The organism is Janthinobacterium sp. GMG2 (genome assembly GCF_033949445.1).
GTDB lineage: Bacteria > Pseudomonadota > Gammaproteobacteria > Burkholderiales > Burkholderiaceae_D > Janthinobacterium > Janthinobacterium aestuarii.
On sequence record NZ_JAXAWA010000002.1, the window covers coordinates 1,218,434 to 1,233,215 of the forward strand.

The 14,782-nt window shown below is 64.8% G+C and carries 15 protein-coding genes; 3 read left to right on the forward strand and 12 right to left on the reverse strand.

All coding sequences use genetic code 11. The annotated features are described in order from the left end of the window. Positions 1–71 precede the first annotated feature (71 nt). Positions 72–1,289: an MFS transporter gene (locus SKZ59_RS11570; protein ID WP_035818476.1), complete on the forward strand. Its 1,218-nt coding sequence runs from the start codon at positions 72–74 to the stop codon at positions 1,287–1,289. Between the two features lie 51 nt (positions 1,290–1,340). On the opposite strand, the gene SKZ59_RS11575 is transcribed toward SKZ59_RS11570, so the two are convergent. From SKZ59_RS11575 to SKZ59_RS11590, 4 genes are all read right to left on the reverse strand, one after another. Beyond that, a complete protein-coding gene (locus SKZ59_RS11575) occupies positions 1,341–2,039 on the reverse strand; it encodes an aspartate/glutamate racemase family protein (protein WP_319991816.1) in 699 nt (232 codons plus the stop codon). A gap of 122 nt (positions 2,040–2,161) precedes the next feature. Beyond that, a complete protein-coding gene (locus SKZ59_RS11580; RefSeq protein ID WP_319991817.1) occupies positions 2,162–2,677 on the reverse strand; it encodes a hypothetical protein in 516 nt (171 codons plus the stop codon). A 25-nt stretch (positions 2,678–2,702) separates the two neighbouring features. Continuing rightward, entirely contained in the window at positions 2,703–4,238 is a 1,536-nt protein-coding gene (locus SKZ59_RS11585) for an ATP-binding protein (protein WP_319991818.1), read from the reverse strand. 11 nt (positions 4,239–4,249) lie between these two features. Next, entirely contained in the window at positions 4,250–5,080 is an 831-nt protein-coding gene (locus tag SKZ59_RS11590) for an alpha/beta hydrolase (RefSeq protein ID WP_319991819.1), read from the reverse strand. A gap of 249 nt (positions 5,081–5,329) precedes the next feature. Here SKZ59_RS11590 and SKZ59_RS11595 point away from each other — a divergent pair, with 249 nt between their 5' ends. Together SKZ59_RS11595 and SKZ59_RS11600 are read left to right on the forward strand one after the other, a co-directional pair. Further along, positions 5,330–6,577 (forward strand): PepSY-associated TM helix domain-containing protein, encoded by a 1,248-nt coding sequence (locus SKZ59_RS11595; protein WP_319991820.1) that lies wholly within the window; start codon positions 5,330–5,332, stop codon positions 6,575–6,577. 308 nt (positions 6,578–6,885) lie between these two features. Next, positions 6,886–9,189, forward strand: coding sequence for a TonB-dependent receptor (locus SKZ59_RS11600; protein WP_319991821.1), 2,304 nt, complete (start codon positions 6,886–6,888; stop codon positions 9,187–9,189). Here SKZ59_RS11600 and mdcH read toward each other — a convergent pair. The 8 genes from mdcH to SKZ59_RS11640 are packed head-to-tail and all read right to left on the reverse strand — an operon-like array spanning position 9,186 to position 14,778. Next, positions 9,186–10,124 carry a malonate decarboxylase subunit epsilon gene (gene mdcH / locus SKZ59_RS11605; RefSeq protein WP_319991822.1) on the reverse strand — a complete coding sequence of 313 codons (939 nt, stop codon included), beginning with the start codon at positions 10,122–10,124 and terminating at the stop codon, positions 9,186–9,188. The two genes, SKZ59_RS11600 and mdcH, sit on opposite strands and share 4 nt — an antisense overlap. Then, positions 10,121–10,729: a malonate decarboxylase holo-ACP synthase gene (locus SKZ59_RS11610; protein WP_319991823.1), complete on the reverse strand. Its 609-nt coding sequence runs from the start codon at positions 10,727–10,729 to the stop codon at positions 10,121–10,123. Before SKZ59_RS11610 ends, mdcH begins: the two co-directional genes overlap by 4 nt. After that, positions 10,729–11,493 (reverse strand): malonate transporter subunit MadM, encoded by a 765-nt coding sequence (madM, locus tag SKZ59_RS11615; protein ID WP_319991824.1) that lies wholly within the window; start codon positions 11,491–11,493, stop codon positions 10,729–10,731. The genes SKZ59_RS11610 and madM overlap by 1 nt, the downstream gene beginning before the upstream one ends. After that, the gene (gene madL, locus SKZ59_RS11620) at positions 11,486–11,899 is read right to left on the reverse strand and encodes a malonate transporter subunit MadL (protein WP_319991825.1); all 414 of its coding nucleotides are present in this window, start codon (positions 11,897–11,899) and stop codon (positions 11,486–11,488) included. The genes madM and madL overlap by 8 nt, the downstream gene beginning before the upstream one ends. 54 nt (positions 11,900–11,953) lie before the next feature. Then, the gene (mdcE, locus tag SKZ59_RS11625; protein WP_319991826.1) at positions 11,954–12,766 is read right to left on the reverse strand and encodes a biotin-independent malonate decarboxylase subunit gamma; all 813 of its coding nucleotides are present in this window, start codon (positions 12,764–12,766) and stop codon (positions 11,954–11,956) included. Then, on the reverse strand, positions 12,763–13,617 hold the full coding sequence (locus SKZ59_RS11630; protein ID WP_319991827.1) for a biotin-independent malonate decarboxylase subunit beta: 855 nt from the start codon (positions 13,615–13,617) through the stop codon (positions 12,763–12,765). The genes mdcE and SKZ59_RS11630 overlap by 4 nt, the downstream gene beginning before the upstream one ends. After that, positions 13,614–13,922: a malonate decarboxylase subunit delta gene (locus SKZ59_RS11635; protein WP_319991828.1), complete on the reverse strand. Its 309-nt coding sequence runs from the start codon at positions 13,920–13,922 to the stop codon at positions 13,614–13,616. The genes SKZ59_RS11630 and SKZ59_RS11635 overlap by 4 nt, the downstream gene beginning before the upstream one ends. Next, complete coding sequence (locus SKZ59_RS11640; protein WP_413774544.1) at positions 13,909–14,778, reverse strand: triphosphoribosyl-dephospho-CoA synthase; 870 nt, start codon at positions 14,776–14,778, stop codon at positions 13,909–13,911. Before SKZ59_RS11640 ends, SKZ59_RS11635 begins: the two co-directional genes overlap by 14 nt. Positions 14,779–14,782 lie beyond the last annotated feature (4 nt).

The window sequence follows — 14,782 nt, forward strand, 5'->3', positions numbered from 1 at the left end:
CGCATTGCCACTTCCGGCCGGGCCACAGCGCTTCTCTCCACCCTGTCATTCTTTACCCAACTAACAAGAACATGCACGCCTCCGTAGACCCATTGATTCCGCGCGTCACCGCGCCTTTTGGCGCTGGCTATGCCGACCTGGCCCTGGCCATCGGCGGCCTCGCCATCGGCACGGGCGAATTCGCCTCCATGAGCATCCTGCCCGTGGTGGCTGACGACCTGGGCACGACCTTGCCGCAGATGAGCCACATGATCAGTGCCTATGCGCTGGGCGTGGTCGTCGGCGCGCCCCTGATCACGATCTTCCTGGCCCGCATGCCGCGCCGGCTGATGCTGATCTGCCTGATGCTGATGTTCGCTGGTGGCAACTTGCTCAGCGCCATCGCCCCCAATTATGGCTTGCTGGTCGTCGCGCGTTTTGTCGCCGGCATCCCGCATGGCGCGTATTTCGGCGTGGCGGCCTTGGTGGCGGCCGCCCTGGCCGAACCGGACAAGCGGGGCCAGGCCGTCGCCCGTGTCCTGATGGGCTTGACGGTAGCCAATATCTTCGGCGTGCCGCTGGCCACGTATATCGGCCAGACCCTGGGCTGGCGCTCGGCCTTCTTGCTCGTCGCCGCGCTGGGTTTGCTGACCATGCTGATGGTGCGCATCTTCGTGCCGATGGTCGCTGCCGGCGACTCGAGCCCGCGCCGCGAACTGGGCGTGTTCCGCCGCCTGCAAGTGTGGCTGACCCTGCTGATGGTGGCGATTGGCTTCGGCGGCATGTTCGCCGTCTACACGTTCATCACGCCGACCTTGCTGGAAATCACGAAAGTGTCGCCCCTCGTCATCTCCATCTTGCTGGCCATCATTGGCGTCGGCATGACCGTGGGTAATCTGATCGGCGGCTGGCTGGCCGACCGCTCGCGCCTGTGGACCATCTTCGGCGTGCTGCTGTGGAACGTGGCCGCTCTGGCCGCGTTTACCTATACCAGCAGCAATGTGTGGCTGACGGCCATCAACTTGTTCGCCATCGGCGCCGGCATCGCCGTCGCTCCCGCCGTGCAGACGCGCTTGATGGACGTGGCCGGCGACGCGCAAACCGTAGCCGCCGCCCTCAACCATTCCGCCTTCAACATCGCCAACGCCCTGGGCGCCTGGGCCGGCGGCATCGCCATCGCCATGGGCATGGGCTTGCGTTCGACAGGCTGGGTCGGCGCTATGCTGGCCTGCGGCGGCATCGTCGTGCTCGGTATTTCCGTGCTGGTGGAAAACCGCAGCCGCAATGTGGGCGGCGCGCAGCCGGCTTGATCCGTGCAGTGAGCGGCGGCCGGTTCAGGCGGCCGCTCACTGCCCGCTCGTCTAGTCCTCGATGGCAAACGCCACCGCCGCCTCGCAATGAATGGCCGTGGTATTAAATAACGGCAAGTCGATATCTGCGGGCTTGACCAGCAATGGAATCTCCGTGCAGCCCAGAATCACGCCCTGCGCGCCTTGCAGCCGCAGTTTCTCGATGATGCTCAGAAAGATGTTCCGACTGGCATCGGTAACAATATTCTGTACCAGTTCCGTGTAGATAATGTCGTGGACGACTTCCTGTTCGGCCGCATCGGGTGTCACTGTGGCGATGCCAAAGCGCTCCAGCGCGTCGTGATAAAAGCGGCCCGCCATGGTCTGCTTGACACCCAGCAAGCCGACCTTGCGCAAGCCCGACTGCTGCACCCGCTTCGCCGTTTCCTCGACGATGCTGATGAAAGGCAAGCCGATCCGCGGTACGACGGCCGGCGCGAAGAGGTGCACGCCATTCGCGCATAGCAGGAAGAAATCCGCGCCCATGCCTTGCAGGCGCCGCCCTTCCTTGACGAGGAATTGCTCGATGGCGTGGGAATCGGCTTGCGCCGCGTGCGCGACGAAATCGGCCTGGTCGATGCTGACCAGCATGATGCGCGCGCTATGCGCGGGACCGAGGCGCGCCACCAGCATTTCATTGAGCAAGCGGTAGTATTCCAGGGTGGAAGCCCAGCCGATGCCGCCGATCAAGCCTATCGTTTTATGCTGCACGTCTATCCTGGCAAAAAAGAGTTTCGTACATTGTATGTCACGCGTATCCAGACGATGGCAGAGAAGCACGCAGCGCTGCCGCCATCCAGATGGCGCGGCACCTTGCCGTCTATCCTCCGCATCTACCTGATGTCATGGCCATTGGAGGTCTGTCGACTATATTCGCTCTCAAAAGAGGCCAGGCTTTCCGCTCGCGCCCACAGGCTGGCGATATAGCGGAATTCATCCTCGAACGGCTGCTCGAAATCGGCCACGTCCGTCGCATACTCGCAATTGCGGCTCAGCATGACCAGCCAGTCGGGATAAGCTAGCGCCGGGTACAAGCGGGTAAAGATGGCGTCGAGCGACGACACGCTTTCGTGCCTTGCCAGATAAGCGGCGCGCAACTCGACAATGAATTTGCCAGCGAGGAATTGCTGATCGAGCCGTTGCGTGCCCCGGTAGCGCTCGATGATCACCTCGGCCAGCGGCAGTACCTCGTCAACACCCCGGGCGCTGGCCAGCAACACGACCTCGAGGTCGTCGCCTTCCTGATCCAGGCGCAAACGCTCCACGGCCAAGTCCACGCAGCGGTCCGCCGGGGCGAAACCCATGCGCAGCTGGAAAACGGCGATTTCCAATTCTGTCAGTTGTTCCATGTCTTTCATTTTGCTGATGCCCTCCTCACTCCGCCTGCAGCATCTTCTGCAACACCGCATCAAGCTCATAAAAATCCACGGGCTTGGTCAGGTGCAGATCGAAGCCCGCATCGGATGCCATCTGGCGGTCCTTGTCCTGGCCCCAGCCCGTGACGGCCACGAGGATGGCGTCCTTGCCGCAGGGTTCACTACGCAACAGCCGCGCCACGTCATAGCCATTCATGTCCGGCAAGCCGATGTCGAGCAGGATCACGCGTGGCAAGAAACTTTTCGCCGCAGCCATACCTGCAGGGCCATCGTAAGCCGTGCGCACTTCATAGCCGAGGATGTCGAGCGCCAGCGCCAGGCTTTCGGCCGCGTCGGCGCTGTCGTCGATGACCAGCACCTTGCCCTCGCGCGTGCCGGCCAGCAATCGACGGTTGGGCTCGGGCGGCGCTTGCAGCGGCACGGCGGGCAGCGGCAGGCGCAATATGAAGGTGCTGCCCAGCCCTACGCCATCGCTGTGCGCGCTGATGCTGCCGCCATGCAATTCGGCCAGGCCGCGCACCAGCGACAGGCCGATGCCCAGGCCGCCCTGTGCCCGCGACAGGGCCGGTTCCAGCTGCGAAAACATGTCGAACACCGTGTCCAGGTGCTCGGGCGCGATGCCGATGCCCGAATCGCGCACGGTAATGTGCACGTCGTTTTCCGTGCACGCCACTTCCAGCCCGATGATGCCGTTGGCGGGCGTGTACTTGACGGCGTTGGTCAGCAGGTTGGCAATCATCTGCCCCAGTCGCGTGGCGTCGGCGTCGAGCCAGATGGCTTGCGGCCATTGCTCCACGTGCACCGCGTGGCCCGATTGCGCGGCCAGCTCCGCCACGCTGTGCAGGGCCGCTTCCACCACGGGCGCCAGCTCCACGCTGGCGCGGCGCAGTTCCAGGCGCCCCTGCGTGATGCGCGACACTTCCATCAAATCGTCGACCAGGTGCGTCATGTGCGCCACTTGCCGGCCCAGCACGTCGCGGGCCCAGCGCAGCTGCGGATCGTCCAGCTGCGCCAGGCGCAGCACTTCCAGCACATTGCGCATGGGCGCCAGCGGGTTGCGCAACTCGTGCGCCAGGGTCGCCAGGAACTCGTCCTTGCGCCGGTCAGCGGCCGCCAGCTGCTCGTTGAGCTCGCCAGCCTCCTTGCGCGCCAGCTGCAGCTGCTGCTCGTATTTGCGCCGGTCGCTGGCGACAAAGACAGCGATCTCGTCATAACGCACGCCCTCGTGCACGCGGCGCACGGCGTTGAACAGCATCGGTATGGATTGCCCCTGGCGCTGGCGCATGTCGAGCAGGATTTCCGACACGCTGCCCTGCACCTGCATCAGCGGCAGCCAGTGCGTCTGGTGGAACACGCGCCCGCCGATGGTCAGCAAGTCCTGCAGTTTCTTTTTGCCGAGCAATTCCGCAGAGCCATAGCCGAGCCAGCCGCAAAAGGTGGCGTTCGCCTGCACAATGGTGCCGTCAGCCGTGCACAGCAGCAAGCCGCAAGCGGCGTGCTGGAACAAGGTACTGGTATCAGGCAAGGAAGGCATCGTGTCGCGCATTACAGGTGCAGGCCGTCGAGAAATTGGCGGATGGCGCGGTAGCTGGCATCGGGCACGCTCATGTGCGGGCAATGACCGACATTCTCGACCACGTGCAGGCTGCTGCGCGGCAGCATCTCGCGCAAGTACTCGCCCACGGACGGTGGCGCGATGAAGTCGTCGCTGCATTGCACGATCAGGGCCGGCGTGCTGTTGTGCGGCAAGATGGCGCGGTGGTCGGACAAAAACGTGGTTTGCGCGAAATGCCGGGCGATGGCCGGGTCCGTGCGGCAAAAGCTGTTCACGAGGTCGTCTCCCAGCGACGGCTGCCCGGGCGCGCCCATGATGGCAGGCGCCATGCTGGCGGACCAGCCCAGGTAATTGCTGTCCATGGCATTCAGCAGGTCGTCGATATCGGCACGGCTGAAGCCGCCCCGGTAGCCGGCCGCCGCATCGTCGACATAGCACGGCGATGGCGCCAGCATGATTTGCGCGGCGAACAAGTCCGGCTCGGCAATCGTGGCCAGCAAGGCGCTCATGGCGCTGACGGAATGGCCGACGCAAATCACGGGACCGTCGCCAACGGCATGGATGACCTGGCGCAAATCGGCGCCATGCGCATCGAGCCGCGCATAGCGATCGAAATCATAGGCGCCCTGATCGGAAGCGCCACTGCCGACCAGGTCGAACAGCACGGTGCGGTAGTGCGGACGAAACAGGGGCTCCAGATAGCGCCACATGGTTTGATCGCAGCCAAAACCATGCATGAACACCATGGTGGCTGCCGCGCCCGCCAGCGGTGCATCGTTGCGTTCGTTCACGCGGACATTGTTCCGATCTTCTATACGCATGCCGCTTTAACCTTGAATATTTCCATGTGGAATGTAAATTAACTTCTTGCTAGCATCTTAGCATGCGCCATTTGACTCAAGGCAACACCATTGACGCTGGACAAACGCCACGCCACGGCGGATAATGAGAACGATTCCCATTATCAAAATAACATGCCTGTACCAGGCCCATACTTGGCTTTTCCCTGTGCGCCCCAGTGGCGCCCGCTGGCGGCAACAAGCCGGTTTTATGTTGAAGGTTTGTACCGCATGCGCGCTTTCTGGACTGTCATACACCGCTGGGCCGGTCTCACCATTGCCCTCTTCCTCATCGTCGCGGGCCTGACGGGCGCCGTCACGTCGTGGGACCACGAACTGGACGAATGGCTTAACGCCGACATCATGGAAACGCCGGGCCGCGGCCCCCTGCAGCCGCCGTTCGTGCTGGCGCAAAAAGTGGCCGCCGCCGACCCGCGCGTGGAAGTCAATTACATGACCCTGGGCCTGGAAGAAGGTCATGCGGGCGCCTTCATGGTGCGTCCGCTCACCGACCCGGCCACGAACAAGCCGTTCGTGCTCGACTACAACACCGTCTACATCGACCCCGTCACGGCGCACATCACGGGCACGCGCGATTCGACGGCCATTTCCCTGTCGCGCCGCAGCCTGATGCCGTTTTTGCGCCACCTGCACTACAGCCTGCACGTGCCCGCCTTCTGGGGCACGGACCGCTGGGGCTACTGGCTGATGGGCACGGTGGCCCTGATCTGGCTGCTCGACAGCATGGTGGCGTTTTATCTGACCACGCCGCGCCGCTTGCGCCCACGCGCACAGGACGAGGCGCCGCGCCACCGCGACGCCGCCAACTGGTGGCAGCGCTGGAAACCGTCATGGGTGGTGCGCTGGGCGGCCGGCGGCTACAAGCTCAATTTCGATCTGCACCGCGCGGGCGGCCTGTGGGTGTGGATCATCATCATCGTCGTCGCGTTCACGTCGTTCTCGCTGAACCTGTACCGCGAAGTGTTCTATCCCGTCATGTCGCTCGTCTCGACCACCACGCCGGGCCCGTACGAAACGCAGACGCCGGCGCCGTACGGCACGTATATCACGCCCGCGATCGGTTTCGAGCAAGCCGTGGCCATCGCCAAAAAGCAGGCCGTGCAGCGCGGCATCACGTCACCCATCGGCGGCATTTATTATGGCGGCAATTACTCGTTCTACAACGTCTCGTTCTTCGACCCGGCCGATGAATTCGGCGCGGCCGGCATGGGCTTGTCGAACCTGTACGTCGATGGCATGGACGGCAGCATCATCGGCCAGCACAAGCCATGGGAAGGCACGGCGGCCGACGTCTTCGTGCAACTGCAATTCCCCCTGCATTCGGGCCGCATCCTCGGCATGCCGGGACGCATCATGATGTCCTTCATGGGCGTGATGGTGGCCATGCTGTCGGTGACGGGCATCGTCATCTGGGAAAGAAAGCGGCGTTCGCGCCGGCTGCAAGCGAAAAAGCCTTAGCAATCCACCTGAAGTAACGGCTCCACAAGGGCGCAGGCGGGCTCCTTCAGCCTGCGCCGCACACGCGCAACGCGTAACTAATAGCGGCCATCCCACCTCCTCACTTTGCTACACGGTAGCCGGCACATGCCGGCTGTCCGTGCTGCGCCTTCCGCGCGACCAAATGCAGTTTACTTGCAATAGCATGACGCGCAATCTATTATTGCAACTCAATTGCATTTATTACTTCGCGCTGCGCCTGCGTCCAGCGCCAGCATCCCATACGCCTTTTAGAGAATCCTATGCGCCATCACGTATTCGCAGCCGCCATGCTGTCCACTGCCCCGCTCGCTTACGCGGCGGACGACGTCACCCTGCAAACCATCAAAGTCCACGCGGACAGGCCTTCCAGCATCGACAGCGTCGTCATCGTCGAGAATACGCAAGCCCAGAACAGGACTTTGGGCGGCATGCTCGAGCATGTATCGGGCGTGCAAAGCAGCGCCTTCGGCCCGAATGCCGGCGCCCCCGTGATTCGCAGCCTGAGCGGCAGCCGCGTGCAAATCCTCGAGGATGGCCAGTCCATCCTCGGCATGAATGCGCTCAGCGGCGATATCAACATCCCCTTCGACCCGCTGTTTGCGCGCAGCGTGAGCGTCAACAAATCGTCCGACAGCGTACGTTTCGGCGGCAATGCGATCGGCGGCAGCGTGGACGTCGATTCCGGCCTCATTTCCAGGAAGATGGAGAGCAAGGAGAAAGACCTTGAATTTGTACTGCGCAAGGGCTTCAACGATGCCGACGCGCAAGGCTTGCGCATGAATTTCAACGATGGCAAACATTTCTCGACGAATCTGCAGATGTCATTCCAGAAGATCGGGCATTACGATATTCCCGGCAACAGCAAGGCCGGCGTGTGCAACAGCCAGCTGTTCCCAGTGAAAGGCGGCGTGAATACCTTCCTGGCCGACAGTTGCCAGAAAGAAGCGCGGATCCAGCAAGTCTACAACAAGGCTTCGCAACCGTTTATCGACCAGTTCATGACGGAAAATCCGGACTGGGCGGATGGCGATTTTTCCTTCTATACCAATCAGCCGACATCCGTCTGGCAGCGCAAGACCTACGTCAACCCGGCCAACCCCGCTTATGTGCCCGGTACGCCAAAGACGGTGCAGAACAAGATCAACAAGGACGTGACACCCGATTACCACGGCACCCTGGGCAACAGCCATGCCAGCAATTCCCACTTTGCCGTCGGCAGCACCTACTTTTTCGATCGCGGCTACGTGGCCGTCAGCCTCGACACCAAGAATAGCGAGTACGGCGTGCCAGGCTTTTCCATGGAAAACAAGTCGTTCGGCGCGAATTATGACGAGGGGTTGCCCGTCGGTGTCGTGATCAGCCAGGATAAATATGCGCTGGAAGCCACTCTGCGCAACCCCGTCGCGTATATGGAAAGCGCGCAACTGCGCGTGTCACGCCTGAACAATACGTCGGGAGAACGCCTGGGAGCGGCCAAAGCAAATGACTACCGCTTCGACACCAATCAAGCCGAACTCCTGCTGGCGCACCGGCGCGCGGGTCCTTTGAGCGGCTTGCTTGGCCTGAGCCATCAATCCCGCGACATCACCGGCAGCGGGCCGCAGCTTTACCTTCCCGATACGCGCACGGCCAGCAGCGCACTGTTCGTCAAGGAAAACCTCGACGCCGACTGGGCCACCTTCGATGCCGGTTTTCGCCATGAAAAAGTCGAGCACGACATCCGCCAGAGCGGATTCAAGACGTCGAGGAATGCGAGCAATTCCAAACTCAAGGACAGGTCGTTCAGCCTGAACAGCTATAGCCTCGGGGCCTCGGCCAAGCTTGGCCAGCTGTTCGGTGCGAAGCTGCGCCATGCCTCGTCGGAAAGAGCGCCCGACGTCAATGAGTTGTACGCAAGCAACCGCCACTATTCGATCATGACCCAGGAAGAAGGCAACCAGGATTTGAAGGCCGAGCGCGCGCGGAATACCGAGCTTACCGGATTGTTCGGCCATCGCGGCTTCCAGTTGTCCGCCACCGGCTACGTCATGAAGTATGAAAACTTTCTGTACCTTGGCCACTCGGGACTGCAGACGGCCAATCGCCTGCCATTAAAATATTGGAAGCAGACAGATACGACGGTCAAGGGATTCGAGATCGACGCCTCGCAGCTCATTGAGCTTGGCGGCTACGGCAAGCTGAACCTCTCCGCCTTTGCCGACCTGGTCAAGAACAAGGCGGACAATCCGGACAAGCTGCGCGTGCACAACGACGGCGCCTACCTGCCCAACATGCCCACCAACCGCTATGGCGCGAATGTATTGTGGGAAAACAAGGGGTGGAAGACGCGACTTTCCGGTACGCGGTACGACAAGCAGAAGTACCTGGGAAAAAGCGTCAGCGAGGAAGTGCCGCTCGACGGCTACACCATGGTGAACTTCCAGGTGAGCCGCGCACTGCAAGTGCCGAATTCGCCGTTTGCCGGCATCGACGTGTTCATCAGCGGCACCAACCTCCTCGATGAGGACGCCAGGCCACACAATTCTCCACTGAAATACATCGCGCCCTTGCCGGGCCGTGGCTTCCAGATTGGACTGAGCGCCAGGCTCTAAGGCGCGGCGCCATCCCGCTCCCGCCTCACCAGCGCCAGCAGGCTGTCGGCCCGGTTGCCGTCGCAGCAGATGGCCACGCCATCCGTGAAGTCTGGCGCCGTCAGCCGCGTCAGGACGCTGCCGGGCGGCATTTCCAGCGCCAGCCTGGCCCCCCGTTCCCACGCCAGGCGCGCGGTAGCGGACCATTGCACGCGCTGCGCCATGTTGGCGGCCAGGCTGTCGCGGATGCGGGCCGGGTCGAACAGCGCGCGCGCCGCGCTGCTGCTCAGGTAGACAAGCGATGGGCGGCGCACGACCACGCCATAGAAGCCGGCAGCCATGTCGCCGGCGGCAACCGCCATCAACGGACAATGCGACGGCACGCTGACGGCCAGGCGCTTGGCCTTGCTGGCGCCATGCGCGAGGGCCAGCGCCATCACAGCGTGCAAGGCGGGCTCGCTGCCGGCAATGGCGATCTGGCGCAGCGCGTTCAGGTTGGCGACATATACGGGCGTTGCAGCGCCATGCACCTGCGCCAGCAAGGGTTCCAGCTGCGCCAGGTCCAGGCCGATGATGGCCGCCATGCCGTAGCCGGCCGGATACGCGTGCTCCATCAACTCGCCGCGCCGCGCCACCAGGCGCACGGCGTCGGTGAAATCGAGCGCGCCGGCGACGACGGCCGCCGCATATTCTCCGATGGAAAAGCCGGCCACCATGTCGGGCAGCGCACCGCGCGTGGCCAGGGAGCGCGCCATCGCCACGCCCGCGATCAGCAAACACAGTTGCACGGCCCGCGTCGACGCCAGCGCGGCAGCCGTGTCCAGCGCCAAAGGATCGTGGCCCAGCACTTCAGCCGCTTCGGCCAGGACCGCCGCCACGGCCGCATCGCCGGGCAACGCATGCAGCATGCCCGGAGTCTGGGCGCCCTGGCCGGGAAAGGTAAACAAGACGCTCATGCCAGCTCCCATGGCGTGGCCGTCAGCACGGGACCGTGATCCGTTTTCAGCAAGACCCGGCCCCGCCCCGCCGCCCACTCGGCATACGCAAAGCCGCCACGGCCCGTATCGATCTGCAGGTCCAGCCGGCACGCCGTGACAGTGGCCGCGATGGCGCGCAGGGCGTCGGCCTGGGCGAGGTCCGGCGGCGCGCCGATGCGCAGCACGAGATCGAGGTCGCTGTCGGCGCGCAGCACGGGCAAGCCGCTGGCCAACGCGAAACCGACGCCGCCCGTCGGCCCCCAAGGCCAGCCCGTGGCGTCGAGCAGCGGCGCAACTTGCCGCAGCGCGTCGAGCGCGGCGCAGGAAAAATCCGGCACTGGTGCATGCGCCAGCATTTCCGGCGTGACGCGGCGCACGACGGCGGCGGCGTCCACTTCGCACGCATGCCGCTCGCTGCGCAGCATGCCGCGCATACCCACGGGGATGCGCCCAAGGGCCGTGCTGGCGCGCCGCACCACCAGGGGCGCCGCCTGCAGCCAGGCAGAGTCGGCCCAGGCGGGCAAGGATGCGCCGTCCGGCAAGCCGTCCAGCCACAGCAAATCATGCGCGCGCCAGGCTTCCATCAGGCCACCACCGCCTTGACGGCGAAGAACAGCAACGATGGTCCCAGCAAGCAGCCCAGGCCCGTATGAAACGTGGCCACCAGCGCGCCATACGGCACCAGTTTGCGGTCGGTGGCGGCAAGGCCCGCCGAGACGCCGCTGACGGTGCCGGCCAGGCCGCCGAAGACCATGGCCGAACGCGGCGTTTTCAGGCGCAGGAAACGCGCTGCGGCGGGCGTGCCGACCATTACCAGGATGGCCTTGATCAGGCCCGCCGCGATGCTCAGGGCCATGACGTCGGAACTGGCGCCGATAGCCGCACCCGTGACGGGGCCGACGATGTAGGTGACGGCGCCGGCGCCGATGGTGGTCATGCTGACGGCGTCCGAATAGCCAAATGCATACGCGACGCCGGCACCGACGAGAAACGGCAGCACCACGCCCAGCATCAGCGCCACGACGCCGATCAGGCCAGCCTTGCGCGCTTCCGTCGCCTGCACTTCGAAGGCCGTGGCGACGATGGCAAAGTCGCGCAGCATGGCGCCGCCCATCAGGCCGATGCCGCCGAACAGCGACAGATCGGCCAGTCCCTTGTGGCCGCCGCTATGCACGCCGCCCCAGTAAGCAAGGCCCAGACCGATCACGATGGCGATGGCCGAGCCATGCACGCGGCCCAGGGTCAGGTATTTCGACAGCGCCACCGACAGCAGCATGATCAGGCCGACAAAAGCGAATGCCGTCACCAGGCCATTGTGGATGGCGGCTTTTTCAAAGAGATCAAGCATGACGGTGCTCCTTGCTCAGCATCGAGTCGGCTTCGGCGGCGGCGATGGCAGCCGGGCTTTCCATACGATTAATGGCGGAAATCACTGCGCCGCAAACGATCACGGAACCGATGGCGGCCAGCACGGCCACCGGCCCGCCGCGCAAGGCCGCCACCACGTCCTGCTGCGCGGCCATCGCCACCACCACGGGAATATACATGGCGCCCCAGTATTCGACGCCCCGCTCCGTCATCTGCGGCAGCCAGCCGCGCCGCTGCATGTAGAGACGGGCGCAGATCAGCAGCAGCATGGCGATGCCCACGCCACCCACGTTGGTCTTGACGCCCATCAGCTGCCCGAGCAGGTCGCCCAGGAAGATGCCGAGCAAGTGGCATAACGCCAGCAGTGCGGTTCCGTAAATGATCATGATTTGTCTCCGTTATAGGAATGGAATGACTTGAAGTCTTCTCTGTTGTTTCACCTACCACTGCTGCCCCAGCACCTCCCTGACTTTTGCCGACGCCTGGCGATGCGGCGCGCCCAGGCGGCTGGACAGGTCCGCCAGCGGATCGGCGCGGATGTCGGCCAGGGCCGCCCGCAGGCAGGCCTCGACGGCGGCCGTGTCCTGTGCCGATGGCGCGTCCGGCTGCGCCACCTGCAAGGTTTGCCACAGCAAGCCCAGGGTGGCATAGTTCTTGATGTCGTAGGCCATCGGCGCGATGCTGGCGGCCAGCGCTTCGAGCGCTTCCACGGTGCGCAGAGTGATGCGCGCCGCCGACGCCTTGCCCATCGCGTGCACCATCACTTGCGGATCGTCGAGCGCGATCAGGCGGTTGGCCTGGTAGCCGTGCGCAAGGAAGGCGCCCGACATGGCCTTGCCGACGATCAGGCCGATCACGGGATGGCCGGCCAGGCGCGCCTCGGCGTAAGCGCCTGCCGCGCCGGCCAGCGCCTGGTGGATACCATAGGCTTCTTCACGCCGGCCATACGCCTGGCTGGCCACGTCGATGACGGCGACGATGGGCCGTTTCACGGCCAGCGCTTGGTCCTCGACCACCGCCTGCCGCACGGCGCGCGCCAGCTGCCATGCCTCGACCAGCCCGATTTCACCCGTGCGGGCGCGCGTAAAACGGTTGTCCGGGTCGGGCAGCACGGCAATGTAGCGCGCCGGTTCGCCCGCCAGCGGCGCGTCGGCCACGCGCACGGAAGGCGGATAATCAGGCAGCGGCGCGGCATGCTGCGTCAGGGCCGCGAGCCAGACGGCGCCCCGGCTCGTATCGGTGATGGCGTTCATGCTGCGGTTCCTTTGCTGTAGATAGTGCGCACGGCTTGCGGCGTGGCTTGCGGGCCGGCGTCCACTTGCGCCAGGCGGGCGAGAAAATCGTCGGCCTGGCTGCTGCGGTGCTGTGCTGGCACGCCGCGCGCGAACAATTCGGCTACCGTGGCGCGCATCTGCGCCGTGTCGTCTTCCACATAGGCGTCGGCCAAGCCGCTGTGAAAGCGCTGTTCGCCGCCCGTCAGGCTCCAGATGAACGGTTTGTTGCGCGAGTCGAACTCGTCCACGCCCGCCTCCTGCTCGATGACAGCCGGCCCGTTGAGACCCAGGCGCGCCTCGCGCGTGACGACCAGATAGCTGCACAAGCCCGCCGCGATCGACATGCCGCCGTAGCAGCCCACCGTGCCGGCCGTAATGCCGATGACAGGCTGGTAACGGCGCAGGTCGACGATGGCCGCATGGATGTCGGCAATGGCAGCGAGGCCCAGGTTGGCTTCCTGCAGGCGCACGCCGCCCGTCTCGAACAGGATCACGGCGCGCGTCGGTCTGCCGTTGCGGTTGTCGCGCGCCGCCAGTTCCAGCGCGCCGGCGATCTTCGCACCGCCCACTTCCCCCATGCTGCCCCCCTGGTAAGCACCCTCGATGGCCAGCACCACGGCAGGCTGGCCGCCGAACAGGCCCTTGGCCACCACCACGCCATCGTCCGCCTGGGCCGTCACACCCTGTTTGGGCAGCCACGGTGAAGCGATGCCGCAGAACGGGTCGAGCAGTTCGCGCATGCTGCCCGCATCCAGCAAGGCCTTGGCCCGGCTGCGCGCGCCCCGTTCGATGAAGCTGTCACGCTCAAGTAATTGCTGCAATGTGCTCATGCCGCCCTCCCCGCTTGCAATTCTTCATACGCTTGTTCGATGCGCATGCGCACCACGCCCGGCGTGGCGCCGCAATCGTTGATAACGATGCGCGCCGCCGGCAGCGGCTCGCCGCCGAATACGCGCTGCAACAGCGCGTCCCACACGGCGCCTTTGCCATCGACGGAGGTGTTGACGACGATGCGGATCACGCCATCGTCGCCCGGCTGCAGCAGTACTTCCAGGTCGCCCGAGCCGACGACGCCGGCCAAGGCGCGGCTAGACGCCGGCGGCCCGGCCGGGAATGTATAGTCACGCGTTTCCATGCGCTTCTCCTTGCGTCAATCGGTCGAGGAACAAGGTGGCCGCCAGCAGATCGGCCGCGCCGCCCGGCGACACGCCGCGCGCCAGCGCCACGGCTTCCAGGGCCAGCAGCGCTTCGGTACCGGCGGCCGTGGCCGCGCCGCCGGCCGCCAGTACCCGCGCAGCGCCAGCCTGCACTGCCAGCAAGGCAGGCTCGCCGCCGCGCGACAGCACACAGGTGTCATCGAGCTGGCTGACAATGGCCAGCAAAGCGTTCAGGCGCGCCGTCGTTTCGTTGTCGCCGCGCGCCCGCGAAGCGTGCAAGGCAGGCAATCCGGCACCTGTCACCAGGGGAAAGCCGGCCCGGGCCTGGCCACGCGCGCCATCGACCTGATACTGGCGACACGCCAGCTCGCCCTTGTTGCCAGTGGCGCCAGGCGCGCCGCGGTCGTGCAAACGGGCCAGCGCGCCGGCGCGCGCCGCCACGGCTGTTGGTACCAGCGATGCGCCGCGCGCGCCCTGCTGCGCCGCCGCCGTCACCAAGAGGCCCAGTGCCCAGATGGCGCCACGGTGCGTGTTCACGCCGCCCGTGGCTGCCAGCATCAGCGCTTCGCCATCGCGGCCGATGGCGCCGATGCGCTGGCGCAGCAAGTCGTCGTCTTCACTCTGCGCGCCAGCGTCGGCCATGGCGGCAAACACGGGCTCCAGCACGCAGGCCGAATGGCACATCAGGGCCCAGTTCAAGTCCGTGTGCGCGCCACGGCTGCGCAAATCGACCAAGCCCGGTTTCGGCGTCAAGGTCACTTCATCGAGCAGCGCCTGCAGCACTTGCCGTCCCAACGCGGCGCAGCGTTCCCGCACCGGCGTCATTGTCATCATTGTG

Excerpts from the sequence above, each read along its gene's own strand:
- mdcE (WP_319991826.1), bottom strand. The coding sequence starts at position 12,766 with ATGAACGCCATCACCGATACGAGCCGGGGCGCCGTCTGGCTCGCGGCC.
- SKZ59_RS11610 (WP_319991823.1), bottom strand. The coding sequence starts at position 10,729 with ATGGAAGCCTGGCGCGCGCATGATTTGCTGTGGCTGGACGGCTTGCCG.
- SKZ59_RS11570 (WP_035818476.1), top strand. The coding sequence starts at position 72 with ATGCACGCCTCCGTAGACCCATTGATTCCGCGCGTCACCGCGCCTTTT.
- SKZ59_RS11600 (WP_319991821.1), top strand. The coding sequence starts at position 6,886 with ATGCTGTCCACTGCCCCGCTCGCTTACGCGGCGGACGACGTCACCCTG.
- SKZ59_RS11590 (WP_319991819.1), bottom strand. The coding sequence starts at position 5,080 with ATGCGTATAGAAGATCGGAACAATGTCCGCGTGAACGAACGCAACGAT.
- SKZ59_RS11635 (WP_319991828.1), bottom strand. The coding sequence starts at position 13,922 with ATGGAAACGCGTGACTATACATTCCCGGCCGGGCCGCCGGCGTCTAGC.
- madM (WP_319991824.1), bottom strand. The coding sequence starts at position 11,493 with ATGCTTGATCTCTTTGAAAAAGCCGCCATCCACAATGGCCTGGTGACG.
- mdcH (WP_319991822.1), bottom strand. The coding sequence starts at position 10,124 with ATGAGCGTCTTGTTTACCTTTCCCGGCCAGGGCGCCCAGACTCCGGGC.
- SKZ59_RS11630 (WP_319991827.1), bottom strand. The coding sequence starts at position 13,617 with ATGAGCACATTGCAGCAATTACTTGAGCGTGACAGCTTCATCGAACGG.
- SKZ59_RS11580 (WP_319991817.1), bottom strand. The coding sequence starts at position 2,677 with ATGGAACAACTGACAGAATTGGAAATCGCCGTTTTCCAGCTGCGCATG.
- SKZ59_RS11640 (WP_413774544.1), bottom strand. The coding sequence starts at position 14,778 with ATGATGACAATGACGCCGGTGCGGGAACGCTGCGCCGCGTTGGGACGG.
- SKZ59_RS11595 (WP_319991820.1), top strand. The coding sequence starts at position 5,330 with ATGCGCGCTTTCTGGACTGTCATACACCGCTGGGCCGGTCTCACCATT.
- SKZ59_RS11585 (WP_319991818.1), bottom strand. The coding sequence starts at position 4,238 with ATGCCTTCCTTGCCTGATACCAGTACCTTGTTCCAGCACGCCGCTTGC.
- madL (WP_319991825.1), bottom strand. The coding sequence starts at position 11,899 with ATGATCATTTACGGAACCGCACTGCTGGCGTTATGCCACTTGCTCGGC.